The organism is Kitasatospora sp. NPDC034035 (genome assembly GCF_055575755.1).
The window spans coordinates 23,884-50,702 of the sequence record NZ_JBVISA010000016.1 but is presented as its reverse complement, the minus strand read 5'-3'; the positions used below and the strand labels follow the sequence as shown (position 1 = coordinate 50,702).

Here is a 26,819-nt window from a genome sequence, read left to right as displayed (position 1 = left end):
GGAGGCGGGGCATCAAGCCGGTGACTAGGCTCCCGGCATGTCCGGACCGACGTTGGTGATCGATCTCGCGGAGCCCCTCTCCCCCACTGTGCTGCGGGAGTTCCGTGAGCTGGTGGTGGGGCTCTCCTGCCGCTTCGAGGAGAAGCGCCCCGGTTGCTACGACGTCAACGTGCCCGCGGAACGGCTGGGTGTCGAGGACACCCGGGACGCGGACTGGCGACAGCCGAACCCGCTGCCGCTGCTCGGTGGGCAGCCGGCGGACGATCGGCTCGCGGCGCTGGTGGGGTTCAACCCGCAGCGCGAGGACTGGCGTCGGCCGTTCGACGTCTACCTGATGGGAGCGGGGGTCGGTGACGAGTCCGTCTTCGAAGCCGAGCACGAGGAGGAGGACGAGATCGAGGCCCTCCTGGGGTTCCGACCGGTGCAGGCCGTCAACGTCAGCGCCGCCTGCAATCGCCCGATCGACCACATCGCGACGGCCCTGCTGACCGCCGCCGTCCTGGACGTCACCGGCGGTGTCGGCAAGGCCGAGCTGGCGCCCGGGCAGGAGGCGGTGATCGCCGGGCTCCCCGGGCTGCTGGGGATCGCCGACGACGGGTGGGACACCGCGCTGGTGACGGCCGAGTTCCTGCGGGCCTGGGCCTGGCGGCCGGGCTTCCGGCTGGTCAAGTAACGACTCACCTCACCGCATCGCCTGCATATTCATGCACCATGCACCGACCTCGGCGGCTGAATTGACCACACCTTGATGGCTGATGTATTCAATACTTTGCAAATCTATTCGCGATCACCCAGGGAGGAATCAGCCATGCAGCCTGTGGCACCCCGCGGCTTCCGGGCCGTCACGGCGAACCTCGGCCTCAAGGACGTCGAGGACGACTTCGCGGCGGTCATCTCCGAAGTGCCGTGCCGATCGGCGGCCGTCTTCACCCGGTCGCGGTTCGCCGGCCCGAGCGTCATCCTCAGCCGCGAGGCAGCCGCACTCCACCACAGCCGCGGAATGGTCGTCCTGGCCCGCAACGCCAACGTCGCCACCGGGCGGGCCGGGGCGGAGAACGCCGCCGAAGTACGCCGCCGGGTCGCCGAGATCGCCGGCGTCTCGCCGGACGAACTCGTCATCGGCTCCACGGGCATGATCGGGCGCCCGTACCCCATGGAAAGCATCCGTGCCGGACTCGACGCCATGACCTGGCCGTTCCCCGAGACCGACTACCGGGCGGCCGCCAAGGCGATCATGACGACGGACACCCGCCCCAAGCACGTCCACGTGCGCTGCGGCGACGCCGTACTCGTCGGCATCGCCAAGGGCGTCGGCATGATCGAACCCAACATGGCGACCCTGCTGACGTTCTTCTTCACCGACGCGGACATCCCCACCGCCGAGCTCGACGCCCTCTTCCGCCGCGTGATGGACAAGACGTTCAATGCGCTGAGCATCGACACCGACACCTCCACCAGCGACACCGCCGCGATCTTCGCCAACGGGCTCGCCGGCCCGGTCGACCCGGCTGCCTTCGAACAGGCACTGTACGAGTGTGCGCTGCACCTCGTCCGCGACATCGCCTCGGACGGCGAAGGCGCGTCGAAACTGATCGAGGTCCAGGTGACCGGCGCCCGCGACACGGCGCAGGCCAAGCGCGTCGGCAAGACCGTCGTCAACTCCCCGCTCGTCAAGACGGCCGTCCACGGCTCCGACCCGAACTGGGGCCGCATCGCCATGGCCATTGGCAAACTCGAAGACGACACCGACATCGACCCCGCCACCGTCCACATCCGATTCGGCGACCTCACCATGTACCCCGACGAGCCGAGCGACGCACTCCTCGAACAGGCGGGCCGGTACCTGAGCGGCGACGAGGTGATCATCCGCGTCGACCTGGGCATCGCCGACGGCACGTTCACCGTGTACGGCTGCGACCTCACCGAGGGCTACGTGAAGATCAACGCGGACTACACGACCTGAGGGTCTCCCCGACCAGGTAGATTGCGGGAGATCCAGAGAGAAGAATCCGCATGGACTCCCGCGTCACCCGCATACGACGCAAGCTGGCCAAGGTGCCCTACGCCCCGCTCCGGAGCCACTCCTTCGGCGAGGAGAAGCACGGTTTCCGCCTCGCTCCCCCACTGCCCACCGCCAGTGTGGCCGAGTTCGAGGCCGACCACGGCATCCGGCTACCCATCGCCTACCGTAACTTCCTGACCACCATCGGCGGCAGCGGCGCCGCGCCCTCCTACGGTCTCCTGCCGCTGCGGTCGTGCCGGCTGTTCACGATGAATCCCCTGGAGAAGGCCGGATCGCCTCGGGGATTCACCTGCGCAGACCCTCCGGCACGCCCAGGCGACCTGTTCCTGAACATCATCGAAGCCGGGTGCAGCGACCTGCTGCTCCTCGGCATCACCGGCCCGCTGACCGGCCGGGTCGTCACCGGAAACGCCGACGGATTCTGGGGCCCCAACGTCTCCTCGGCCACCGACTTCCTGGCCTGGTACGAACGCTGGCTGAACCACATGCTCGACGGCCGCGACAACCGTGCCCTGCACCTGACCTCGCCCGCCCTTCGGGCACCTCTCGACCGTGTCGAGCGGGAGCACCGCCGTCGCCGCGAGGACCAGTCCCCGTAGCCCAGGGCCCGCCGCGTTCGATGGGTCGAGCGCGGCGGGCCGACGGGATCGTGCCTCCGTGGCGGTGGTGGTTGTCCGATCGCCGGTTCGCGGGATCACAGCTCCCGTCGCATGAGGACGCACATCGTCTCGTAGCGGCGGATCGTGCCGTCCGGCGCCTCCTCGTCCCAGGAGTCGGGTTCGCGGCCGTACGCGACGTAGCCGAGGCGTTCGTACAGGGCGCGGGCCCGGGGGTTGTCCTCCTCGACGGCGAGTTCGCTGCGGGTCAGGCCGCGCTCCCTGATCCGCTGTTCGGCCGCGCGGATCAGCAGTGTGCCCAGGCCGCAGGACTGGAGTGCCGGGTGGACGCCGAGCTGCCACACGGTGCCGGCGCCGTCGGCGACCTGGTAGTCGATGCCGCCGATCGCCACCGGCAGGTCGGCGGGTGTGCAGACCGCCAGGTAGTCCACCTCGCCGGCCGCCGCGCGCACCAACTCGTGTTCCACGCAGCGCAGATGGGTGGCCGAGCCGGACCAGGTGCAGGCCGGCAGGTCCTCGTGGCGCAGGTTCCGCACGGTGACGGGCAGGGTGACGGCGGTGTGGGACCGGGCGGTGGGCCCCGTGGACGGCCGGAGCAGCGCCAGGTCGTCGCCCCACGCGTCCAGCGTCGCCGCGTGGCCCGCTTCCCGGGCCCTCACCTCGACCTGCGCGAACAGCCCCTGTTGGGCGGACACGTCGCCCGTCCGCTGGATCCGCTCGATCGTGTCGAGCAGCACGCGGCCCTCCCAGCCCGGCAGCGGGTGCCGCTCCAATTCCCAGGACAGGTACTTGTTGTAGGGGCGTGGCCGCCGGTCCAGCGCGAACAGGAGTTCCAGCAGGTGGCCGATGCTCTCGGCAGCATCGAGGAGGGACGGCAGGGCGAGGCCGTCGCGGGCGTTCTTGACCGAGCGGTACAGCCAGTTGACGTAGGCGTCCAGCCGGGCGGCGGCGACGGCACGCGCCTCCTCCGTACCGAGCCGGCCCTTCGCCGCGATGATCGCAGCGAGCTCGCCGCCGGTCCGGTCCAGCACGACGCGGGCCCGGGCGAGGGCGTACCGCTCCAGGCCGCCGAACGCGCGCAACCCGTCCAGCGTGGTCACCACCACGTCCAGCGCGGCGGAGCGATAGCCGTCCAGGGCCGCCAGTCCGGTCGTGGCCCGGTCCGCGAGGACGACGTACACGTCGTGGTCGGAATGCTCGGTGGGCATGTCCTCGTGCGCGTGCGACCCCTTGAGGATCAGCCCGACCACGTCGTCGTCGGCGGTGGCGCGATCGATGAACTCTTGATATTCGGACGGCAGTTGCTGCGGAGTTGCGGGCCGATGAACCGTCACTTCTCCTCCATGCGGACCGGTTTGTGTTACCTCGGCAAGCTAGCTGCGCCACCCCACCGACCGCACGCCGTTTTCCGTCGGCTCGCCCGGGCCGGGGCGGCGTCGCCGCCTCCCCGGGGGCGCGCTCAGTGACGGTGGTGGTTGTCGGGTTGGGCGGGGTCGCCGGGGTGTTCGAGGCCTTCGACGAGCGTGAGGCGTCGGGCGCGTTCCCGGTCGAGCCAGCGGACGAAGGCGGCCCGGCGGGCGGCGTCGCGGAGGGCGGGGGTGGGGTCGGGCGTCTCCGATGGCATGACGGTGGAGAGGAGGGCAGCCGCCCAGGGGCCTGCGGTGACCCACTCGCCGACCGGGGCCGCGCGGAGGGCTTCGGCGAGAGCTGTCGGCAGGGTGTCGGGGTTGGCCTCCAACTCGCCGTCGGGGAGGGAGAGGTGCCAGCGTTCCACTGGCGCTCGGGTGGTCATGGTGCGGTAGTGGGCAATGTCCTCGGCCGAGGGCTCGATGTCGGCTGTCACCCAGACATAGGCGGCCCGGACGGCTGCGCTGCCCTCGTAGGCGGCCGCCGTGATGGAGCCGAGTTCGACGGCGGCTTGTTGGTCGAGCTGGGCGGGGCCGGACAGGGCGACGGGCAGGTTGCGTTCGGCGGCCACCGCCTCGCACAGTGCCTCCGTGAGCAGCACCTGGGCGACCCATCGGGTCAGCTGCCGGTCCTCCGAACTTCCGGGTTGCGGCAGGGCGGTGGCGCGCGGGCCGTTCCGGAGGACGGCGAGCCGCTGATCGAGGCCGGTGCGCGCGAGGGGCCGACCGTCGAGCAGGCCGAGGGTCATGCTTCCACCACCAGGGCGACGGTCGGTGCGTACTGGCAGCGGCCGAACCACATCACCTTGGCGAGGGCCCAGTACGAGCCGGGGTCCGCGGATTCGGGGACGGCAATGGCGAAGTCGACCACCGTGGACGTACCGGCCGGGACGGTGAAGCCGCGTACGGGGTCGGCGATGGCCTCCCAGGTGCCCCATGGCGAGACCAGTTGCAGCTCGCCCCTGATCTCACCGCGCGTGCGGTTGGTGAGCGTGAGGCCGAGGGTGGCGTGGCCGCCCGGGTTCAGGCGCAGGGTCTGGTGCGGGACCTCCACGTTCAGTCCGGTGTCCCGACCCGAGGCCGCCTTGGTGCCCTGGGCGGCGGTCCAGTCTTCGGGCGTGTCGCCGGGGACGGGCAGGAGAGCGGGGAGGTCGCCGACGGCGATCGTCACCACGTCCTCGATCTGCTGGCCGTCGTGGTCGATCCGGACGGCCGCGAAGTACAGCCCGGCTTCGGCGTCGGCGGGCGGGGTGAGGGTGACCGGGAAGCGCAGGTGGCCGCCCGCCTCCAGTCGGTACGGGCGGCTGCCGAGGCTGGTGGCCCAGCCTTCGGGCGGCAGGACGACGACCGTGCCCTCGACCGCCGCGTCCCGCAGCTGCGAGGAGAGGGCGACCGAGAGCGTCACCGGCTCTCCTGCTGTCCGCAGCAGTCCGGGCGAGGCGCCGACGGATACCGGCAGGTAGCCGAGCGGTGCCGGGCCTCGGTTGTGCAGCCAGTAGCGGGCGTGGACGGGCTGGGCGGGTTCGGCGACCGGGCCGAGGACCGGGCCGTCCGCCGAGGCGGAGACCTCGGGGGCGGCCAGCAGGGTGGCGATCTGCGAACCCGCGAGGTCCAGGCCCGACGTGGCGGAAGCGAGCGGCCGTTCCAGCAGGTCGGCGGGCCGTACGTCGCCCAGCCCGAGCGCGCCCGCGAGTGCGGCGGTTCGCCCGAGGCCCGTGGACTCGACCAGCCGGACGGCCAGTTCGGGTCCGCTTTCCGCCGCCGATCCCTTCGCGATCGGGTTCCCGGCCGGCTTGAGCGCGCCGAGCAGGACCTCGCGCTGCGGTTCGACGCGTAGCCAGGACAGGGTGGCCGGCAGTGGGCCCTCCTGCGCGGCCGTGACGCGGGCGTACAGCGGGTGGTTGAACTCCTGGCCGTGCGCGGGCAGCGTCTGCTCCCGCCAGCAGCCGTTCCCGCCGACCAGCGCGTAGCGGAACTCGTGGGTCCAGTGCTGGAGTTGGAAGGATGCACCGTCGGGCAGGGTGCGCCGGGGCGGGTCGATCCAGATGCCCGAGGGCCAGCCGGTGCACGACCGCATCAGGGACAGGTGCAGTGCGCCCGTGGTGTCGACGGCGAAGCCGGGCAGGCCGAAGCTGAGCAATGCCACGGTGTGGTCCGCGAGTTGATCGGAGACAGCGGCCGGGCAGACGGCGGTGATCCGGGCGTCGGCGAGGTCCTCGGCCAGCGCCGCGAGGTCGGTGACGACCAGCGCGGGCAGGGCCCGCAGGTCGCGCAGGTCGGCGTCCGGCCGCCAGACCTCGGCGAGCGGGGTCAGCGCCGGCACCCACACCGCGCCGTGTGCCTTCAGGGCGGCCGCGTACTCCTCGCCCACCTGTGCCATCAACTCGCGTGCGGCGTCGTTGACTTCGGGCGAGCCGACGACGATGCGGAAGTCCGGCAGGTTGGAGTCCACGTCCAGCCAGCCGTACCGCGCCCAGTCGGCGCCCGAGGTGGTGGCCGTCACACCAACCCGGGCGAGCGCGACGACCAGGGGGCGGGCGTCGGCGGCGTCGTCCAAGGTGGGCACGACGACTTCCGCCACACCCAGGGCCCGGGAGCCGATGACCGTACCGGCCGGGTCCGCGAGGTCGACACGCGCTGTGGCGCCGAGCCCGAACCAGGTGTTCGCCGGGTTGTCCAGGGTCCACGGCGCCTCCGCCGAGTCCACGTCGGGCATGGCGAAGCCGCGCCCGACGACCGCCCCCGCGACCTCGCTGACGGGCAGCCCGCCGGGGACGTCCACGGGGAAGCGCAGCCGCAGCAGCCGGTCGGCGCCGGAGTAGTCCACGATCCGGGTGCGGCAGTCGACCCGGTCGAGGCCGCGCCACAGGGTGACGGTCTGCTCGTATCGAAGAGCGGAGACCGTGCCCTCGATCACCAGGCGTTCGCCGAGCGGCCCGGTCTCCCGGCGGACCGACGCGGCGCCGTCACCGGAGCCGACCACCGGGCCGCTGGGCACCAGATGCCAGGGGCCCTCGCCGAAGTCGGGGTGCTGCGGGTACTCCTCGTAGACGCGCAGTTCGTTGCCGATCCGGCCGTCCTGGAGCAACTCCCTTTCGTGCCGCAGGTCCCAGACCGAGGTGAGGCCGCCGCCGCGTGCCGGGTCGGCGGTGACCCGGTAGCGTCCGTTGGCGATGCCCAGGCCTTCGGTCGCCGTCCACGGCTCCTCGGCGGTGCCTTCCGCCAGTCGCCAGGTGCGCCAGCCGAGGGCGGGCACGTCCTCGGCGAGGAACCGTAGCGTCCCCCGGTCGACGAAGCTCGGCACCGCCTCGCCCCGGTCGTCCAGCACCCGCACCGACCTTACGCCGGAAGGCAGTTCGACCGAGACGAGATCGGTCCGGTCGAAGGACAGCGTGTTGGTCACCACGACCGCCGAACCGGCCCCCGCCGTGGAGATCCGGCCCGTGAGCGCGTCCAGCGCCGCGTCCCGTACACCGCTCGCCAGGTCGTACGCCTCCCGCCAGCCGCCGAGCAGGTCCAGGTACACCTGGTCGGACTCGGAGCCGGTGATCGCGTCGTGGTGGGCGCCGTAGGCGAGTTGGCGCCAGACCTTGTCCAGCGCGGCGGCCGGGTAGCGGCCGAGTCCGTGGACGGCGGCGAGCGTGGCGAGCTTCTCGGCGTCCACCGCCGCGACCTCGCCGGCCCGTTGGGCTTGCTTGGTGTCGATGTACGAGACGTCCTTGCCGGTGTACACCGGGTTCATGTCGCGGGTTTGCGGGCTGGGTCGCCGTCCGGTGGCGGCGAGTTCGGTCCGGACGGCGTCGAGGAAGTCGCGCGGGGTGGCGCAGACGAACCGGGGCCAGAGGTATTTGGCGGCCCAGGAGCGGTGGATCTCGGTGACCCACTTGTTGGGCGGGGTGTAGTCCGTCCCGACCGGCAGCAGCAGGTTCTTCGTCGCGCCGACCGGCTTGAGCTTGCGGTACAGCTCGTGGACGGCTTCCTCGGCGGTGGCGAGGTCGGGCGAGGAGTCCATCCACCAGCCGGCCGAGTAGTGGTGCGGCATGTAGTGGGTGAGCACACCCTCGCCGCCGGGGGCGATCCATTCGAACTCGCTCGGGAACTGCATCACCCGGGCGTCGTCCTTGGCCTCGCGGAAGTTCTTCTGGATCGGGCCCCACTGGTGGAACGGGCCGCGTGCCCAGGCGCTGCCGGTGAGACCGGCTGCGGCGAGGTGGCCGGGGAACTGCGGGTCGTGTCCGAACACGTCGAGTTGCCAGGCGGTTCGGGGGTCCCCGCCGAGGATGTCGCGCTGGTAGCCGATGCCGTGGACGATGTTGCGGATGGTGGTCTCGGCGCCGGTGAGGTTGGTGTTCGGCTCGTTGTAGGTGCCGCCGACGAGTTCGACCTGGCCGCGTTCCAGCAGTAGTCGCAGCGTCTCACGCCGTTCCGGGTGCTGGTCGAAGTAGGGCTTCAGGTAGTCGACTTCGGCGAGCACGAACTTGTACACCGGGTCCCGCAGGGCGAGGTCCAGGTGTGCGTCGACGAGCGCGAAGCCGTTGCGCTCCCAGAGCGGCCGGGTGGTGGCGTCGGCGGAGACCAGTTCCCAGGGGGAGGTGTAGGCGGCCTGGGTGTTCCACCAGACCGGGTCGTAGTGGAAGTGCGAGACCAGGAACATCGTCCAGCCGGGCTCGGCGACGTCCAACCGCCCTTCCGTGACCGCGTCTTCGGACCGGACGGTGACCGGGATCCGATCGCCCGGCCGGGCATCGGCGGTGATCTCCAGGGGGACTTCGACCAGTCCCGTGCCGGTCGCCTCGCCGTGGACGCCCGGGCCGCTGACGGTGATCCGGGCGGCCGGGCCCTCGGTCGTCACACGCAGGATCTGGCGCGGGGCGTCCTCCGGTCCGACGAACAGGTCGGTGCTCTCGACGGCGGTGATGGTGACCGGCACGGGGGCTTCCTTTCCTCAGGTGCGAGCGGCGCGGGACTACGCGCCCCAGGCCTCGAACTCGTAGATGCGGGCGGCCGGGTCGGTGGTCTGGGTGGGCTTGGTGACCACCAGGCGGACGTAGCGGGCGGTGGTGGTCACCGGGTGGGTGGTGGTGCCGGCCGTGTTGCCCGTGACGGCGGCGACCGTCGTCCAGGGATCGCTGGTGCCGGACCGGACCTGGATGGTGAAGTCGCGGGTGTTGTACGAGCTGCTCTCGCCGCCCGCCGACGCGTGCTTGACGACGAACTTGGACAGCTGCTTCGCCGAACCGAGGTCCACCTCCAGCCACTTGGCGGAGCTCAGAGTGCACCACTTGTCGCTGTTGCCGCCGCTGACACTGCCGTTGACGGCCTTGGCCGGCGTCTCGTTGGCGTTGCACTGGCCGGAGGCGGTGGCCGGGCGGTTCCGTGCCAGGTTGGTGGAGGTCGGCGGCGTGCTGGTCCAACTCACCGTCGCCGACGCGGCGGTCGAGCGCCCGTACGTAGTGGACACGGCCTCGACGTCCAGTGTGGTGGCGGCTTCGCCGCCGGCCCGGTCGAGGCGCCCGACGAAGTACGCGTCGTTGGGCGTGGCGCCGAGGAAGGTCCGGGTGCCGTCCGCGTTGCGCCGGTACACCTCGTAGTGGTGGACGTTGCTGCCGGGCGCCGCCGCCCAGGACAGCCGCAGCGACTGGCTGGAGCCCGGCGTCACGTCGCTCGCGCCGAGGACGGTGAGGCCGCTCGGCGCCGCCGGGGTCTCCACCGTGCCGTCGTAGACGGCGACTTGGCCGACCCGAAGGTCGTACGCGGGGTCGGATCCCTCGACCCGGAGCGCGATCTGGGCGATGGTGCGGCCCGCGTACGGGGAGAGGTCGAGGGTGTGGCGCTCCCACCCGGTCCCGGAGTCCGCGCCGACGTCGATCGTGGTGAAGCTGTTCGGTGCGTCGGTGAAGGTGACGGCGGCCTTGAGCTTGGTGGGCCCGGCGGCCGGGGTCTTCACCACCAGGTCCAGCTTGGTGGTCGCCGCGACCGGCAGCTTGGCCTGGTACAGCCGGACGGTGTTGGCGGCGTCCAGGGTGCCGGTCAGCCGCAGCGAGGAGCCGCCCTGGTAGGCGTCGGTGAAGTCGACGGACGGGGTCAGCCTGCTGCCGGTGGAGTCGACCATCCAGCGGTAGGTGGGCGGGACGTCCTGGAGCGAGAGGTTGTTCCAGCCGCCGGTGGCGACCCGGGTGCCGCCCGCGTTGTAGAAGTCGCCCTGCCCGGTGTCGAAGTTGGTGACGAAGGGCTTGGCGGTGATCGGCGAGGATTCGGCGACGTAGCCGGCCAGGCCGGGCCAGCTCGACGAAAGGTCCGTTCGGGACGGGTCGTTGTTGGCGCCGACCCAGTAGCGGGCGTCCTTGGCGTAGAAGTCGGCGCGGTCGGTGGCGGACTTCCAGGTCCACTCCGGGCGGTAGAGGCCGAGCGAGGTGGTGTGCGGTGTGCCGGACGGGAAGAGGGTGTTCCAGTCCACGCTCGTGTTGTAGCCGTTGGCCTCGGTGTCGATGCCGGAGTAGAGGTCGTACTCGCTGCGGCCGAGCTGCCGGGCCAGCGTCCGGGAGGAGTTCAGGCCGCTCGCGGACCAGTCGAAGTTCAGGAACATCGAGTCCGAGGTGCGCTTCGAACCATCCTGCAGGAACGAGGAGTTGGCAGAGGTCAGGGCGTTCTGCCAGTCGACCGCACCGGAGGTGGTCATCGCGTCGTACCACATGAACTCGGTGCCGCTCTGCGCCTTGGTGTACTGCATCAGGTTCTGCAGCTCGCCGGCGAGAGCCGAATCGCCGCCGCCGGTCTCCTGGTTGATGAACCAGCCGTCGAAGCCGTAGTACTGCGCGGCCTGGGCGAGCTTGTCGGCGACGGGGTAGCGGCTGCCGGACTTCTGGACGAAGTCGCGCACCCACTGGATCTGGCCGCCGTACGCGCCGGGCGGGAAGAAGACGGTGCCGTAGACCTTGACGCCGTTGCGGTGGGCGGCGTCGATGACGGTCGGGTTGGGGGCGAGGATCAGGCCCTCGCCGGCCGAGCCGCCCCAGAACACCAGCTTGTCGACGTACTGCCAGTAGCCGAAGGCGTAGTAGTTGGGGTCGGCGGAGCCCTGGGAGGGGTTGTTGGAGGTGGGGCCGAAGGAGACCAGGGAGGCGATCTTCCCTTCGCCGGTACGGGCGTTGGGGTTCGCCTTGAGCGCCGGGTCACTGGTGCGCGGTTGCAGCGGGACGCGGGAGCGGTTGAAGCGGGCGTCCGGGTCGGTGGCCGGGTCCCAGTTCAGGATGGTGCTGGGGTACCAGTACGAGGCGAAGGGCTGGCTGCCCGGGCCGGCGGTGGCGGCGGGTGCCGAGCCTGGCGTTCCGGCGGGTGCCGCGACCGGTCTCGGCTCGGCCCAGGCCGAGGGGGTGGCGGTCAGCGCGGCCGTCGCGAGGGCGGCGCTGAGCAGCAGGGGGAGGCGTCGTGACATGCGGTGGCTCCGATCGAGCGGAGGAGGTGGGGGCGGGCCCGCCGTCGCGTACGGGGGGCCGGGTGCATGCGGGCGTGCCAGTGCTGGAACGGGTGGCGCCGGAACGGGTAGAGCCGGAGCAGGTGGCGCCGGAGCTGGTGGCGGCGGAACGCGTGGCGCCGGAACGGGTGGGGGTCGTCGCCGCTGCGGCGGTTGCTCGACGTACGGGCGCAGCGGGAGCCGGACGAAGTGCGGCAGCGTGCGGCGGAGCGCGCCGGGCGGGAGCCGCTCGGCGCTGCGAGGCTAAACCGGTTCAGAACCGCTGTCAACGACTCGCGCAGCAACCACTCCGGGGAGCGAATCGCCGACGGAACCGGCCTCGGACTCGACGAGGGAAGCGGCCTCGGACTCGCCGGACGAACCGGCCGCGGACTCGACGAGGGAACCCGCCGCGGACTCGCCGGCACGACCGGGCGGCGAGGTGGACTCCCGTACGGTCAGCCGTGGCGTCGGCATCTGCAGGTCCCGCCCGGGCCCGGCCTCGTCGAGGGCGGCCAGCAGGCTGCGGGCGACCTGCTCGCCGAGCGCGAAGGTGTCCCGGCTGAGCGCGGTCAGCGGCGGGTGGACGATCCGGGCGAGCACCGAGTCGTCGAAGGAGACGATGGACAGCTCGCCGGGCACCGCGACACCCATCTCGCCCGCCACGCCGAGCCCGGCGACGGCCATCACGTCGCTGTCGTAGACGATCGCGGTGGGACGCCTGGCCCGGGAGAGCAGCGTGCGGGTGGCGGCGGCGCCCTCGGCGTCGCTGAAGTCGGTGGGCACCGACACGGCTTCCTCCAGGCCGAGCCGGCGCGAGGCGTCGCGCAGCGCACGGATCCGCCGCTGGGTGTGCTGGAAGTGCGGCAGCCCGGCGAGGTGGGCGATCCGGCGGTGCCCGATGGCGGCCAGGTAGTCGACGATCGAGAGCATCGCCTCCCGGTCGTCGGCCCAGATCCGCAGCTGGTTGCCGCCCTTGCCGGGCCCGCCGAGGACGACGGCGGGCAGCCCGAGCTCGTCCAGTACCGGCAGTCGCGGGTCCTTGACCTGCAGGTCGACCACGATGAAGCCGTCGACGCGGTGCTCGGAGGCCCAGCGGCGGTAGACCTCGATCTCGGCGGCGGTGTCCTCGACGACCATCAGGTGCAGCGCGACGGAGCTGGCCGAGAGCACGGCCTGGAGGCCGGAGAGCAGCTGGCTGAAGAACGGCTCGACGCCGATGGTGCGGGCGGGGCGGGCGATCACCAGGCCGACGGCGTCGGCCCGGGCACCGCCGAGGGCGCGTGCGGCGCTGTGCGGGCGCCAGTTCATCTCCTCCGCGACCCGCAGGATCCGGGCCCGGGTCGCCTCGCTCACGCCCGGGCGGCCGTTGAGCGCGAAGGACACCGCGCCCTTGGAGACACCGGCCTGGCGGGCGATGTCGGCGATCGTCGGTCTGCCCACAGGACCCGACTCCTCTCTTGACAGCCAAGTTTAGGCGGGAGCATAGTCCCTGGCATAGCTAGACCGGTTTAGTTGGTTAGTGAGTCAGGTTCCGGGATTCGCCACAACCCCCTGTCGACGGAACTCCCGTTGACAGAAACCCCCGTTGACGGAGAACCCCCGGAACATCCCCGGGAAGCACCCCGAGCTCAGCACGATCCCCCACCCACCCCCAGGACCGGGAGACCCTCATGCGAAGAATCTGGGCGGCACTGACGACTACGGCCCTCACCGCGGCCGCACTCACCGGCTGCGGACTCGGCTCCGGTGACACCAAGGACAGCGACAGCGTGGCGAGTGCGGCCGCCACCGGCGAGGTCAAGGGCAAGGTCTCGCTGCAGACCTGGGCGCTCAAGCCGAAGTTCACCGACTACATGCAGGGCGTGATCGACGGTTTCAAGAAGAAGTACCCCGGCGTCGAGGTCGACTGGCTCGACCAGCCCGGCGAGGGTTACTCCGACAAGGTGCTCAGCCAGGCCGCCGCCGGCACCCTGCCCGACGTGGTGAACCTGCCGCCCGACTTCGCCCTCCCGCTCGCGCGGAAGGACCTCCTGCTGGACGTCGCCAAGGCCGACCCGAAGCTCGCCGACGAGTACGTCGCCGGCGGCGTCGATGCCTACCGCTTCGCCGGCCACCCGGGCACCTTCGGCTACCCCTGGTACCTCAACACCGATGTGAACTACTGGAGTTCGGAACTCCTCACGAAGAACGGCCTGGACCCGAAGAAGCCCCCGACCAGTCTGGACGAACTGATCGCCCAGGCCCGGGTGATGAAGGAGAAGTCCGGCGGCCAGACCTACCTGATGAGCCGCAAGCCGGGCCTCGGCGACCTCTACAACGCCGGCGTGAAACTCATGTCCGACGACGGCAGGACTTTCACCTTCAACACCCCCGAGGCCGCCGCGCTGCTCGACAGGTACCGCGACGCCTTCAAGGAGGGCCTGCTCCCCAAGGACGTGCTGACCAACACCTACGCCGGCAACACCAAGCTGTTCAACGCCGGCACCGCCGCCTGGACCACCGCCGGCGCCAACTACATCACCAGCCTCGCCACCGACAACCCGACGCTCGCCCCGAAGGTCGTCCCGTCCGCCGCACTGGCCACCCCGCCGCTGTACGTCCAGGGCGTGTCCATCCCGAAGAGCACCAAGAACCCGGCCGCCGCGGTCGCCCTCGCCCGCTGGGTCACCAGCGCCGAGAACCAGGCCGCCTTCGCCCACCTGACCAGCATCTTCCCGTCCACCAAGGCCTCGTCGGACGACCCCTTCTTCAGCAAGAGCGACGGCACCAACGCGGGCGACGCCAAGGTGATCGCGTTCAACTCGCTCGCCAAGGCCAAGCTGATCCAGCCCGTCCAGGTCGACGACGCGATGAGCACCATCGTCAACCAGCAGATCGCGCTCGCGATCAGCGGCGACGCGAGCTCCAAGCAGGCGCTGGACACCGCCGTCGAGCAGTGCAACAAGCTGCTCAAGGGCTGACCCCGACCAGCAGCCCCGCGCAACGTCACCGACCACAGCCCCGACCAGCGTCACCCACCAACAGCCCCGACCAACAGCCCCGACCGTACCGGCCGAGCGGCGGGTTCCGGGTACCCTCCCGCCCCCCAACCCGCCGCTCCCGGGAATGACCCGCACCGCCCGCAGGCCCAGGCTCCAGGAAGGCAGACCGCATGACCCACCGGCGTTGGTTCACCCCCTGGCTGCTCGCCGGGCCCGCGATAGTCTGGCTGGCCGTCTTCAACCTCTGGCCGGCCGTCAACACGGTGATCCTGTCCTTCACCAACGCCAAGCCACTGGGCGGCGGGCAGTTCACCGGCCTGGAGAACTACGGCCGCCTGCTGGACGACGAGCAGCTCGCCGACGCCCTGCTCAACAGCATCGTCTTCATGCTGGTCTGCCTGCCCCTGCTGACCATCCTGCCGCTGCTGCTCGCGCTGCTCGTCCAGCGCAGGATCCCCGGCATCACCTTCTTCCGGACCGCCTTCTACACCCCGGTGATCGCCTCCGCCGTCGTGGTGGCGCTGATCTGGGGCTGGGTGCTGAACGATCGCGGGCTGGTCAACGGCGTGCTCCAGCAGACCGGACTGGCCGACTCCCCGGTCGACTTCCTGACCGACCGCTGGCTGCTGCTGTTCAGCGCGATCGCCCTGACCGTCTGGAAGGGCCTCGGCTACTACATGGTCATCTACCTGTCCGCCCTCGCCAACGTCCCGCGCGAGCTGCACGAGGCGGCGGCCGTGGACGGCGCCGGGCCGGTCAGCCGGTTCTGGCACGTCACCCTGCCCGGGGTGCGGCCGACCATGGTCCTGATCTCCGCGCTGATCTCGGTGAGCTCGCTGCGCGTCTTCTCCGAGCTGTACGTGCTCTCCAACGGCCAGGGCGGCCCCGGCGGACGGGACATGTCGGTGGTGATGCTGATCCAGATGTACAGCCGCGGCTTCAACGGCCACCTCGGCTACGCCTCGGCGCTCAGCCTGCTGCTGTTCGTCGTCACCCTCGCCCCGATGCTGTTCCTGATGCGCCTGAACCGGAAGGCGGCCTGAACCCGTGACCACCCGCCCGATGAAGGCCGCCAAGGGCTCCCGGGGCTTCGACACCCCCTCCCCCGCCCGGACCGTCGCCCGCTACCTGCTCCTGGTGCTCGTCCTGCTCCTGGTCATCGGCCCGTTCCTGTGGCAGCTGTCCACCTCCCTCAAGGGCCCCGCCGAGGACGTCTTCACCCGCACCCCGACCTTCCTGCCCGAGCAGCCCACCCTCGGCAACTACGGCAAGGTCGCCGACACCATCCCGGTGTGGACCTACGCGCTCAACTCGGTGATCGTCGCCGCGGTCTGCATCACCGGCAACGTGGTCGGCTGCACCCTGGCCGGCTACGCGTTCGCCCGGCTGCGCTTCCGTGGCGCCAAGCTCGTCCTCGGCCTCTTCCTCGCCACGCTCGTCCTGCCGGGCGAGGTCACCATCGTCTCCCAGTACGTGCTGGTGCGCGGCCTCGGCCTGGCCGACACCCTGGCGGGCGTCGCGCTGCCGGGCTCGATCGCGATGCTCAACGTGCTGCTGATGCGCACCGCCTTCGCGGCCGTCCCGCTCGAGCTGGACCAGGCCGCGCTGGTGGACGGCGCCAACGTCTGGCAGCGGCTGTGGCACATCGGCCTGCCGAACGTGCGCGGCATGATCAGCGTGATCGTGATCTTCACCTTCATCGGTGCCTGGGACGACTTCCTCTGGCCGCTGATCGTGCTCAACGACCCGCAGAAGTACACCCTCACCGTCGGGCTGCAGTACCTCAACGGCACCTTCTCCGCCAACCCCCGGCTGATCGCGGCCGGCACCATGATCGCCTTCCTGCCGATCGTCGTGGTGTTCGGCGTCTGCCAGCGCTTCTTCTTCAAGGGCGTCGAGGAGGGAGCCGTCAAGGGCTAGCGCCACCGTCCGTACGCCCCGAACCCAGTCGAGGAAGCTCTCCGATGACCACCGCCCCCCGCTTCGGCGTCAACTACACCCCCAGTGTCGGCTGGTTCCACCACTGGCTCGACTTCGACCTCGACGCCGTGCGCGCCGACTTCGACTCCATCGCCGCCCTCGGCCTGGACCACGTCCGGGTCTTCCCGCTGTGGCCGCTGTTCCAGCCCAACCGCACCCTGATCCGCCCGCGCGCCGTCGACCAGCTGACCGCCCTGGTGGACGCGGCCGGCGAACGCGGGCTGGACGTCGCGGTGGACGGCCTGCAGGGCCACCTGTCCAGCTTCGACTTCCTGCCGGCCTGGACCCGGACCTGGCACCGGCGCAACCTCTTCACCGACCCCGAGGTCGGCGACGGCCAGGCCGCCTACCTGCGCACCCTCGCCGAGGCGCTGCGCGAACGGCCCAACTTCCTCGGGATGACGCTCGGCAACGAGATCAACCAGTTCTCCGGCGACCCGCACCCCGACCCGGACCGGGCCACCCCCGCCGAGGCCGAGGCCTGGCTGCGCCGGATGCTCGACGCCTGCGAGACCGGCGCCCCCGGCCGGCTGCACCTGCACGCCTCGTACGACGCCGCCTGGTACCTGGACGACCACCCGTTCACGCCCTGGCACTCGGCCCGGATCGGCGCCGCCACCGCCGTGCACTCCTGGGTGTTCAACGGCACCGCCCAGCGCTACGGCGCCCACTCCACCGCCACCGCCCAGCACGCCGCGTACCTGGTCGAACTGTCCAAGGCCTGGGCGGACGACCCGGCCCGCCCGGTCTGGCTGCAGGAGGTCGGCGCGCCCGCCCCGCACATCGGCCCCGAGGACGCGGCGCGCTTCACCGGCGCCACCGTCGAGGCCGTCCTGGACTGCCCGGACCTGTGGGGCGTCACCTGGTGGTGCTCGCACGACGTGAACCGCTCGCTCGCCGACTTCCCCGAACTCGAGTACAGCCTAGGCCTGTTGACCACCGACCGGACGGTCAAACCGGCCGGCGCCCGGCTCGCCGAGGCCGCCGTCGAGGCCCGCCGCTCCTGGCAGCCCCCGAAGCCGCGCAGCACCGCCGTGGTGGTCACCACCGGCGACGAGGTCACCTCCCCGAAACGCTCGGCCTGCGGCCCCGGCGGCCCGGTGTACGAGGCGTTCATGCGCCTCGCCGAGGCGGGCGCCCGCCCGACCGCCGTCCTCGCCGAACGCGCCGGGGACCGCGAGCACCTGGCCGCGCGCGGTATCACCGAGGTGGTCCACCCCGACGACGTATCTTCCCTCTAGCCCGTTCCCGTCCGACCCTCAGCCACGCGCCACGCAGTCACGCAGCCCTCAGTCACGCATCACGCAGCCACGCATCACTGCCACGCACCCCTCAGCCACGCAACGGAGCCCGCTGACATGCACGATGACCGCACCCTGGTCGAGTCCCGCCTCAAGCGCGTCCTGGACGAGCGCATCCGCCCGGCCGTGTACCCCGAGTCCGTCCCGCTGGAGGTCGGCATCTGGACGGCGCCAGGTGAGCCCGTCCCGGTCGCCGAGGGCCTGGCCGCGCCGCGCACGCCGATCGCGGTCGGCGACGCCTGGGGCGCGCCCTGGGGCACCAGCTGGATCACCGTGACCGGTACGGTGCCCGAGGCCTGGGCGGGCCGGACCGTCGAGGCGCTGATCGACCTCGGCTTCGACGCCAACATGCCCGGCTTCCAGTGCGAGGGCCTGGTCTACCGCCCCGACGGCACCCCGGTGAAGGGCCTCAACCCGCAGAACCAGTGGGTGCGGATCGCCGCCCCGGCGGCCGGCGGCGAGCCGGTGCTGCTGCACGTCGAGGCCGCTTCCAACCCGGTCATCCTGGACTACCACCCCTTTCTGCCCACCGAGTTGGGCGACCAGGAGACGGCGGGCGACCGGCCGCAGTACAAGCTGGCCCGGATGGACCTCGCCGTCTTCGACGAGACGGTCTGGCAGCTGGTGCTGGACCTGGAGGTGCTCGGCGAACTGATGGCTGAGCTGCCGGTGGAGAGCGCCCGCCGCTGGGACCTGCTGCGCGCCATCGACCGGGCCCTGGACGCCGTCGACCTGCAGGACGTCAACGGCACGGCGGCGGCTGCCCGTTCACAGCTCGAAGGGGTGCTGGCCGCGCCCGCCGCGCCGTCCGCGCACCGGATCAGCGCGATCGGCCACGCGCACATCGACTCGGCCTGGCTGTGGCCGCTGCGCGAGACCGTCCGCAAGGTGGCCCGCACCACCGCCAACATGACCGCGCTGCTGGAGGACGAGCCGGACTTCCTCTACACCATGTCGCAGGCGCAGCAGTTCGCCTGGATCAAGGAGCACCGACCCGAGGTGTACGCGCGGGTCCGGAAGGCGGTGGCCGAGGGCCGGTTCGTCCCGGCCGGCGGCATGTGGGTGGAGTCGGACACCAACATGCCCGGTTCGGAGGCGATGGCCCGGCAGTTCGTGCACGGCAAGCGGTTCTTCCTGGACGAGTTCGGGGTGGAGAACCACGAGGCCTGGCTGCCGGACACCTTCGGCTTCACCGGCGGCCTGCCGCAGATCATCCGCAACGCCGGCTCCAAGTGGCTGCTGACGCAGAAGATCTCGTGGAGCCAGGTCAACAAGTTCCCGCACCACACCTTTCTGTGGGAGGGCATCGACGGGACCCGGATCTTCACCCACTTCCCGCCCGTGGACACCTACAACTGCTCCATGAAGGGAAGCGAAATCGCCCACGCGGCAAGGAACTTCAAGGACAAGGGGGTGGCCAGGCACTCGCTCGCACCGACCGGCTGGGGCGACGGCGGCGGCGGCACGACCCGCGAGATGGTCGCCAAGGCGGCCCGGATGAAGGACCTGGAGGGCTCGGCCACCGTCCGCTGGGAGAAGCCCGCCGAGTTCTTCGCCAAGGCCGAGGCCGAGTACCCGAACCCGCCGGTCTGGGTCGGCGAGCTCTACCTGGAGCTGCACCGGGCCACCCTGACCAGCCAGGCCAAGACCAAGCAGGGCAACCGGCGCAGCGAGAACCTGCTGCGCGAGGCCGAACTCTGGTGCACCACCGCCACGTTGCGCACCGGAGCGGCGTACCCGTACGAGCAGCTGGACCGGATCTGGAAGACCGTGCTGCTGCACCAGTTCCACGACATCCTGCCCGGCTCGTCCATCGCCTGGGTGCACCGCGAGGCCGAGGCCACGTACGCGGCGCTGGCCGGGGAGCTGGGGGAGCTGATCGGACGGGCCCAGCGGGCCCTCGCCGGGGATCCCTCGGGTGGACGCGAGCTGGTGTTCAACGCGGCGCCGCACGCGCGCTCCACCGTCGCGGCGGGCGGGGCCGGCGTGGTGGCTCCGCCGGTGGACGGCTGCACGGTGGTCGAGCGGCCCGAGGGCGGCTACCTCCTGCGCAACGGCCTGCTGGACGTCGTGGTGGACGCGGACGGCCTGGTGGCCTCGGTGGTCGAGGTGGCGAGCGGTCGGGAGTCCGTCGCCCCCGGCACCCGCGCCAACCTGCTCCAGTTGCACCCCGACTTCCCCAACATGTGGGACGCCTGGGACGTCGACCAGTTCTACCGCAACACCGTCACCGACCTGACCGGCGTGGACTCGCTCACCGTCCTCTCGGAGACGGCCGAGCGGGTCTCCGTCCGGGTCGTGCGTTCCTTCGGCTCGTCCACCGCCGTCCAGGATCTGACCCTGCGCGCGGGCGAGCAGCGCCTCGACATCGAGACCCTGGTCGACTGGCACGAGACCGAGAAGTTCCTCAAGGCCGCGTTCCCGCTGGACATCCACACCGAGCGCTACGCCGCCGAGACCCAGTTCGGCCACCTCTACCGGCCCACCCACACCAACACCAGTTGGGACGCCGCCAAGTTCGAGGCCTGCAACCACCGCTTCGTCCACCTCGACGAGCCCGGCTGGGGCGTCGCCCTGGTCACCGCCTCGACCTACGGCCACGACGTCACCCGCACGGTGCGCTCCGGCGACGGCGGCACCACCACCACGGTCCGCTTCTCGCTGCTGCGCGCCCCGCGCTTCCCCGACCCGAAGACCGACCAGGGCCTGCACCGCTTCCGGCACGCCCTGGTCCCGGGCGCGGCGATCGGCGACGCCGTCCGCGAGGGGTACCGGATCGGCCTGCCCGAGCGGCGGGTCACCGGCAGCGCCGAGCGGGTCGCACCGCTGGTGGAGCTGGACAACGACGCGCTCGTGGTGAGCGCGGTCAAGCTCGCCGACGACCGCAGCGGGGACCTGATCGTCCGGGTCTACGAGGCGGGCGGCGGCCGCGCCCGGGGCCGGCTGACCACCTCCCTCCCGCTGGCCGACGCCGTCCCCTGCGACCTGCTGGAGCGGCCCTGGGACGGCACCCGCGGCGAGGTGGCGGTCGAGGACGGCGCGGTGCGGCTCGCGCTGCGCCCGTTCGAGCTGGTCACCCTGCGGCTCCGGGCGGCCGGCTAGCCCCTGCGCTGCGCAGTGCGGCTGCTCTGCGCCGTCCGGCTGCTCCGGGCTGTGCGGCTGCTCTACGCTGTGCGGCGCCCCGGCTCCCACCGGCCGGGGCGCCGCCCCTCCCGACCCTCCTGGAGTCCACCGTGCCGCTCACCCCGCTGTTCGCCGCCGTCGACATCGGCGGCACCAAGATCGCCGGAGCACTGGTCGACGGCGACGGACGGCTGCGGCACCGGCTCCAGCTGCCCACCCCGGCGACGGAACCGGGCGCGGCCGTGCTCGCCATCGTGCACAAGGTGCTGGACCAGCTCGCCGGGACGGCCGACTGGGCCGCCGTGACCGCCGTCGGGATCGGCAGCGCCGGTCCGGTCGACCTCGCCGCCGGCACCGTCAGCCCGGTCAACATCCCCGGCTGGCGCGGTTTCCCGCTGGTCGCCGAGGTCGCCGCGCACCCGGCGGTGGCAGCGCGCGCACTGCCCGTGCGCCTCGCCGGTGACGGCGTCGCGATGGCCGCCGCCGAGCACTGGCAGGGCGCGGCCCGGGGCGCCGCCAACGCGCTCTGCCTGGTGGTGTCGACCGGCGTCGGCGCCGGGCTGGTGCTCGACGGCGTGGTGCGGCCCGGCCCCAGCGGCAACGCCGGGCACCTCGGCCACATCACCGTCGACCTGGACGGCGAGCCCTGCCCGTGCGGCTCGCGCGGCTGCCTGGAGGGCCTCGCCAGCGGCACCGCGATCGCCCGCCGAGCGCTCGCCGAAGGCTGGCGGCCGCCGGGCGACGACCGGACGGCCCGCGCCGTCGCCGCCTCCGCCACCGCGGGCGACCCGGTCGCGCTCGCCTCCTTCGACCGCTCCGCCCAGGCCCTGGCCGCCGGCATCGCCGCCACGGCCGCCCTGGTCGACCTCGACCGCGTCGTCGTCGGCGGCGGCGTGGCCACCGCCGGGGACGTGCTGTTCGCCCCGCTCGCCCGCCACCTGGACCGCTACGCGGCCCTCTCCTACATCCGCGGCCTCGACGTGCGCCGCGCCGAACTCGGCACCGACGCCGGGCTGATCGGCGCGGCCGCGCTCTGCCGCTGAACCGTCCCGGAGCCCCCCGCATGCCGCCCTCCACACTGCCTCCGTTCACGCGGCCTCCCTTCGCCCTGCTTCACAACCCGGTCCGCCGGTACGCCTGGGGCTCGCCCACCGCCATCCCCGCGCTCACCGGCACCGAGCCCGACGGCACCCCGCAGGCCGAACTGTGGCTGGGCGCGCACCCGTCGGCACCGTCGTCCGTCCTGGGACCGGACGGCCCGCAGCCGCTGGACGAACTGATCCGCGCGCACCCGGACGGCATGCTCGGGCCGGACACCGTACGGCGGTTCGGCCCGGAGCTGCCGTTCCTGTTCAAGGTGCTGGCCGCCGACCGGGCGCTCTCCCTGCAGGTCCACCCGAACCGTGCGCAGGCCGAGGCCGGGTACGCGGCCGAGGAGGCCCGGGGTGTCCCGCCGGACGCGCCGGAGCGGGTGTTCAAGGACCGTGGACACAAGCCCGAACTGCTCTGCGCGCTCGGAGAGTTCGAGGCGCTCTGCGGCTTCCGTCCGGCTGCCGACACGGCCGGACTGCTGGACGCGCTCGACGTGCCGCTGCTGGCACCGTGGGCTGCGGCGCTACGCGCACGGCCTTCCTCCGAGGTGCTGCCGGAGCTGCTGCGGAGCGCGCTGGCGTCCGCCCGCCCCTCGGCCGCCCAACTCTCGCTCACCGCGAGGGCCTTGGAGCGGGTCGCGGCCTCCGGGGGACCGTACGCGGAGGCCTGCGCCGGCTACGCCCGGGTCGCCGGGCAGTACCCCGGCGACCCCGGCCTGATCGCCGCGCTGCTGCTCAACCACGTCCGGCTCGCCCGCGGGCAGGCGCTCTACCTGGACGCCGGGGTGCCGCACGCCTATCTCCGGGGCCTGGGAGTCGAGTTGATGGCCAACTCGGACAACGTGCTGCGCTGCGGGCTCACCCCCAAGCACGTGGACGTCGACGGACTGCTGGCGGTCACGTCCTTCCGCACCAGGGTGCCCGACATCCTCGCACCGCGCCCCGCCGATGGCGGCATCGAGGAGGAATTCCCTTCGCCCGCCGAGGAGTTCATGCTCTCCCGGCTGCGCCCCGGCACCACCGCGACCCGCATCGAACTGCCCACCCCGCAGGTCCTGCTCTGCGTCTCGGGGCATGCCCGGCTGCACGCTCCCGACGGAGCCGAACTCGCCCTTCCTGCTGGGGCGTCCGCCTACCTGCGCCCGGGCGCCGGACCGGTCGGGCTGACCGGCCCGGGCGCGGAGCTGTTCCGGGCTACCACGGGATAGCGGCCGGTAGCGGCCGGCTGCGGCAGGTTGCGGCCGGTAGCGGCCGACAGCGGTAGGTTGCGGGTCGGCCGGACCGCTCACGCCGGTGCGGGATGCCCGAACAGCAGGTCGTAGCCCTCCGGGAGCTGCTCGATCACCTGGTCGATCAGCTCCCCCGGAACCAGGTCGGCCAGCGTGCTCAGCACCGCCCCGATGTCCCACTGCGCCGTCGTGGTGGTCGCCCCGTCGATCCACCCGACCACGCCCTGGACGAAGCGCTCGGCGGTCAGCGGCTCGGCCGCGGGCTTGGCGTCGCGCAGCAGGGAGGCGTACGTCACGGGCAGCGCGTCGGCGAGTTCGAGCCGCTCGGACCCCACCAGGTGCTCGCCGAGCAGGGCGAGCACCACCCGGGCGGCGTGGTCCGCCTCGGCCTCACCCCGGTACTCGCCGCGCTCCACGACGCGGGCGAGGAAGTCCTCCCAGGAGATGGTCATCGCGTCCTCCTTCCGGTCGGCGGGATCCGGCAGGACCGACGGCGCTCTGCGCCCCGGGCCGGGGAGGGAGGTCGCAGCTGGTGACCGCCGTGGGACGTACCGGTGCCCGTGCTGCTCAGCGTAACTCGGCCCGCTGCCCTCGGGAACCGGCCCCTTGCCCTCGGGAACCGGCCCACTGCCCGCAGGCTCGACCAGGCAACCGGCCGGGCGCCGGAAATCCGGTCTGGCGGATCGACGCCGTTGTCGATCACGCCGCCGGCCCGGGGCGTCGGCCCCGGGGATCGCGCCGCGTCCGGGGCCGCTCTCAGCCCGCCGAGGCGCGGCAGCGCCTGCGCGGCCGACGCGAGGAGGAGACCGCACCCGCGGCGGCCCCGGGCGACACCCGCTGCGCCGGCGCCGTCGCCGTCGGGGTGGCCAGGGCGGCCTCGGCACGCGCCGTGTCCGGCATAAACGCCGAGAGAAAGCGTCGCTCGTCCGGGTTCAGGGTGCGCGAGCGGCCGGTTTCGCGGTCCCGCGCGACCACCACGGTCCGCGCCCGCATAAAGGTGAGCGGGTCCCGGCAGACATTCACCTCGACATGCGCGGAACTCCGTCCGAGCCGTTCCACGGTGAGCCGCACCGACAATGGCTCGGGGCGGTGGTGCAACTGCTCCAGATAATCGATCTCGTGCCGCGCGATAATGAAGCCGGACGGGAACAGCGATTCCCGGACGGCGGTCGCGTGGTGGCAGAACAGGTCGTAAATCCCCTCCTGGATGTAGCCGACCAGCCGGGCGTTGTTGATGTGCCCGTTCTCGTCGACGTCGCTCCACCGGGTGGGGCAGGCCAGCACGTGCGCGCCCAGGTGCACCGCGCTCACTGCTGCGCCGGCCCGGCACCGGCCCCGGCGGGGAGCAGCGCGCGCTGCAACCTGGCATAGTACCCGGAGTGTTCGACCGCCATCCGGGCCGCGGTCCACCCCTCCTCGGCGGCCTCCGCGGCAGCCTGGACGACCAGGCTGTCGAGCACCGCGTCGACCGAGCGGCACAACTCGGCTACCGCCGCGAGCCGCTCGGTCACGACCGACCCGCCCGCCACATTCCGGGACGGAAACGCGGCCAGCGAGTCCACCGCGAGCTGCAGATCGTCGAGTGTCTCCGGCTGGTTTTCCGAAGGGAAATTTCGCACGTTTTTCTCCAGGACTCAATCGGCCTCTACGGCCCGGTAGCTAGCGTTCGAATACACCGGATCGGTGTCGACCCCCCGACGCCTTCGACGCTATCCCAGTCGACGGGGGTCGGCAGATGGTTTTCGGACCGCGACGGGAAACTGACTTCCATCGGAGTAGTTTGCCGGGGTACACAATATGCCCTGTCAGCCGAACGCTGTCCGCAATTCGAGTGGTATCGCCGACGCGACGCCCAAGATCAACTACCTGGCGTCACGGATCTGCTAATAGCCTCCCCACCCCCTCGCCTCGGATGGGCGACGACGCTCCTCACATCCCGCTCTGCCGCCCGATCCGCCGGGTGGACGGGCATGAAACCGTCGGCGGACGGGCCGATTCCGCTGGACGGCGCGTCCGAACGACCGTGGACCGTCCTGGGCCCAGCGCCGTCAGCGCCCGGACCCCAGCGCCGCTACCGTCCGGGGCCCAGCGCCGGTAGCGTCCGGACCCCCGCGCCGCTACCGCCCGGAGACCAGGTCCGCGACCCGGGCGATCGGCGAGGTGGTCGCCCGGCCGGACGCCTCCTGCCGGTCGGCGGCGTGGTACGCGGCATACATCGCGTGCACCCCCAGCCAGCGCAGCGGCTCCGGCTCCCAACGCCGCACCGTGTGGCCCACCCAGGGCAGCCGGGTCAGCTCGGTGTCACGCCGCAGCACCAGGTCGCACAGGGTCCGCCCGGCCAGATTGGTCGTGGTCACCCCGCTGCCGACGTACCCGCCCGCCCAGCCGAGCCCGCTCACCCGGTCCAGCTCCACGGTGGCGCACCAATCCCGGGGGACGCCGAGCACACCCGCCCAGGCATGATCGATCCGGGCCTGCGCGGCAGCCGGGAAGAACCGGTCCAGGATCGCGCGCAGTTGGACCACCGTCTCCACCTGGGTGCTGCCGTCCGAATCCGTCCGCGAGCCGAACCGGTACGGCACGCCGCGCCCGCCGAGCGCGATCCGGTCGTCGGCGGTGCGCTGCGCGTACATGTACGCGTGGGCGAAGTCCCCCAGCACCTCCCGGCCCTGCCAGCCCACGTCCGCCCAGAACTCGGCAGGCAGCGGCTCGGTGGCGACCATCGCCGAGTTCATCGGCAGCCATGTGCGCCGCTCCCCGCGCAGCCCGGCGGTGAACCCCTCGGTGGCGCGCAGCACACGATCGGCGGTGACGGTGCCGAACGGGGTGACGGCACGCGGCTTCCGGTAGGCGGTGCCGGGCAGGATCGCGGTGACCGCCGTGCCCTCGTACACCTCCACCCCGAGGTCCCGGACGACCCGGGCCAGACCGCGCACGAGCTTCGCGGGCTGGATGCGGGCGCCGTACGGGGTCCACGAGCCGCCGAGGGTGCCGGCGACAGTGACGCGGTCTGTGGCCTCCCTGGCACTCAGCAGCTCGAAGCGGCCCTCACCGTACGCGCGCTCGGCCTCGACGAAGGCCCGCAGGCGCTCCAACTGCGGCTTGCTCCGAGCGACTTCGAGGACGCCGCCGCGCACGACATCCGCGTCGATCCCCTCGGCCGTCGCCACATCGACGACCTCCCCGACGGCATCGTCCATCGCCCGCTGCATCGCCGCCGCGCGCTGCTGCCCGTACCGCTTGGCGAAGGCGGAACGGCCCGCGAAGCCGTTGTACAGCCAGCCACCGTTGCGCCCGGAGGCGCCGTAGCCACAGAACCGCCGTTCCAGTAGGGCGATCCGCAGCGAGGGGTCGGCCTTCTTCAGGTAGTACGCCGTCCACAGGCCGGTGTACCCGCCCCCGACGACACACACGTCAACGTCCCTGTCCCCCGGCAGCCCGGGCCCCGCCTGCGGCACCCCGCCCGCCGCGTACCAGAACGACACCTCGCCGTTGACCGCCGCCACCGGAAACCTCCCACACCCTCGCTGACCTGCCCGGACGCTACCCCGGCCCGGCCGACGCGAACCACCCCTCACACTGCCAGGAACGCCCTCCCCGACCAGCCACCCT

The 26,819-nt window shown here is 72.0% G+C and carries 19 protein-coding genes and 1 pseudogene; 10 read left to right on the top strand and 10 right to left on the bottom strand.

Translation table 11 applies throughout. The annotated features are described in order from the left end of the window. Positions 1–37: 37 nt before the first annotated feature. The 3 genes from ACZ52J_RS22985 to ACZ52J_RS22975 all read left to right on the top strand — a co-directional run bounded on the left by ACZ52J_RS22985 (position 38) and on the right by ACZ52J_RS22975 (position 2,622). A complete protein-coding gene (locus ACZ52J_RS22985) occupies positions 38–673 on the top strand; it encodes a DUF6368 family protein (RefSeq protein ID WP_465621261.1) in 636 nt (211 codons plus the stop codon). Between the two features lie 135 nt (positions 674–808). After that, positions 809–1,963: a bifunctional glutamate N-acetyltransferase/amino-acid acetyltransferase ArgJ gene (gene argJ, locus ACZ52J_RS22980; RefSeq protein WP_465621259.1), complete on the top strand. Its 1,155-nt coding sequence runs from the start codon at positions 809–811 to the stop codon at positions 1,961–1,963. 50 nt (positions 1,964–2,013) lie between these two features. Then, complete coding sequence (locus ACZ52J_RS22975) at positions 2,014–2,622, top strand: SMI1/KNR4 family protein (protein WP_465621258.1); 609 nt, start codon at positions 2,014–2,016, stop codon at positions 2,620–2,622. Positions 2,623–2,717: 95 nt separating this feature from the next. Here ACZ52J_RS22975 and ACZ52J_RS22970 read toward each other — a convergent pair whose 3' ends face one another. The 6 genes and pseudogenes from ACZ52J_RS22970 to ACZ52J_RS22945 form a co-directional block, all read right to left on the bottom strand. Continuing rightward, positions 2,718–3,188, bottom strand: a complete 471-nt coding sequence (locus ACZ52J_RS22970) for a GNAT family N-acetyltransferase (protein WP_396289254.1) — start codon at positions 3,186–3,188, stop codon at positions 2,718–2,720. A 39-nt stretch (positions 3,189–3,227) separates the two neighbouring features. Then, positions 3,228–3,974: pseudogene (locus ACZ52J_RS22965) on the bottom strand (hypothetical protein); the annotation flags it as partial. A 125-nt stretch (positions 3,975–4,099) separates the two neighbouring features. Further along, positions 4,100–4,795 carry a DUF7158 domain-containing protein gene (locus tag ACZ52J_RS22960; protein ID WP_465621256.1) on the bottom strand — a complete coding sequence of 232 codons (696 nt, stop codon included), beginning with the start codon at positions 4,793–4,795 and terminating at the stop codon, positions 4,100–4,102. After that, a complete protein-coding gene (locus ACZ52J_RS22955; protein ID WP_465621254.1) occupies positions 4,792–8,976 on the bottom strand; it encodes a glycoside hydrolase family 38 N-terminal domain-containing protein in 4,185 nt (1,394 codons plus the stop codon). The genes ACZ52J_RS22960 and ACZ52J_RS22955 overlap by 4 nt, the downstream gene beginning before the upstream one ends. A 36-nt stretch (positions 8,977–9,012) precedes the next feature. Next, positions 9,013–11,481, bottom strand: a complete 2,469-nt coding sequence (locus tag ACZ52J_RS22950; RefSeq protein WP_465621253.1) for an endo-beta-N-acetylglucosaminidase — start codon at positions 11,479–11,481, stop codon at positions 9,013–9,015. Between the two features lie 282 nt (positions 11,482–11,763). Continuing rightward, complete coding sequence (locus ACZ52J_RS22945; protein ID WP_465621251.1) at positions 11,764–12,942, bottom strand: LacI family DNA-binding transcriptional regulator; 1,179 nt, start codon at positions 12,940–12,942, stop codon at positions 11,764–11,766. Between the two features lie 230 nt (positions 12,943–13,172). Between ACZ52J_RS22945 and ACZ52J_RS22940 the strand changes: the two genes are divergently transcribed. From ACZ52J_RS22940 to manA, 7 genes are all read left to right on the top strand, one after another. Next, positions 13,173–14,462, top strand: a complete 1,290-nt coding sequence (locus tag ACZ52J_RS22940; RefSeq protein WP_465621249.1) for an ABC transporter substrate-binding protein — start codon at positions 13,173–13,175, stop codon at positions 14,460–14,462. Positions 14,463–14,653: 191 nt separating this feature from the next. Beyond that, complete coding sequence (locus ACZ52J_RS22935) at positions 14,654–15,526, top strand: carbohydrate ABC transporter permease (protein ID WP_465621247.1); 873 nt, start codon at positions 14,654–14,656, stop codon at positions 15,524–15,526. A 19-nt stretch (positions 15,527–15,545) separates the two neighbouring features. Further along, on the top strand, positions 15,546–16,403 hold the full coding sequence (locus ACZ52J_RS22930; protein ID WP_465621407.1) for a carbohydrate ABC transporter permease: 858 nt from the start codon (positions 15,546–15,548) through the stop codon (positions 16,401–16,403). A gap of 44 nt (positions 16,404–16,447) precedes the next feature. Continuing rightward, positions 16,448–17,704, top strand: a complete 1,257-nt coding sequence (locus ACZ52J_RS22925; protein WP_465621245.1) for a glycoside hydrolase 5 family protein — start codon at positions 16,448–16,450, stop codon at positions 17,702–17,704. Positions 17,705–17,821: 117 nt separating this feature from the next. Continuing rightward, positions 17,822–20,866: an alpha-mannosidase gene (locus tag ACZ52J_RS22920; RefSeq protein ID WP_465621243.1), complete on the top strand. Its 3,045-nt coding sequence runs from the start codon at positions 17,822–17,824 to the stop codon at positions 20,864–20,866. 131 nt (positions 20,867–20,997) lie between these two features. Then, positions 20,998–21,930: an ROK family protein gene (locus tag ACZ52J_RS22915; RefSeq protein WP_465621241.1), complete on the top strand. Its 933-nt coding sequence runs from the start codon at positions 20,998–21,000 to the stop codon at positions 21,928–21,930. A gap of 20 nt (positions 21,931–21,950) precedes the next feature. Continuing rightward, positions 21,951–23,186, top strand: a complete 1,236-nt coding sequence (manA, locus tag ACZ52J_RS22910; protein WP_465621239.1) for a mannose-6-phosphate isomerase, class I — start codon at positions 21,951–21,953, stop codon at positions 23,184–23,186. A 77-nt stretch (positions 23,187–23,263) separates the two neighbouring features. On the opposite strand, the gene ACZ52J_RS22905 is transcribed toward manA, so the two are convergent. From ACZ52J_RS22905 to ACZ52J_RS22890, 4 genes are all read right to left on the bottom strand, one after another. After that, complete coding sequence (locus ACZ52J_RS22905) at positions 23,264–23,659, bottom strand: DUF2267 domain-containing protein (RefSeq protein WP_465621237.1); 396 nt, start codon at positions 23,657–23,659, stop codon at positions 23,264–23,266. Positions 23,660–23,963: 304 nt separating this feature from the next. Then, positions 23,964–24,518: an acyl-CoA thioesterase gene (locus ACZ52J_RS22900; RefSeq protein WP_465621235.1), complete on the bottom strand. Its 555-nt coding sequence runs from the start codon at positions 24,516–24,518 to the stop codon at positions 23,964–23,966. Further along, positions 24,515–24,826: a hypothetical protein gene (locus ACZ52J_RS22895; protein WP_360509167.1), complete on the bottom strand. Its 312-nt coding sequence runs from the start codon at positions 24,824–24,826 to the stop codon at positions 24,515–24,517. The genes ACZ52J_RS22900 and ACZ52J_RS22895 overlap by 4 nt, the downstream gene beginning before the upstream one ends. A 498-nt stretch (positions 24,827–25,324) precedes the next feature. Continuing rightward, on the bottom strand, positions 25,325–26,713 hold the full coding sequence (locus ACZ52J_RS22890; protein WP_465621233.1) for an NAD(P)/FAD-dependent oxidoreductase: 1,389 nt from the start codon (positions 26,711–26,713) through the stop codon (positions 25,325–25,327). Positions 26,714–26,819 lie beyond the last annotated feature (106 nt).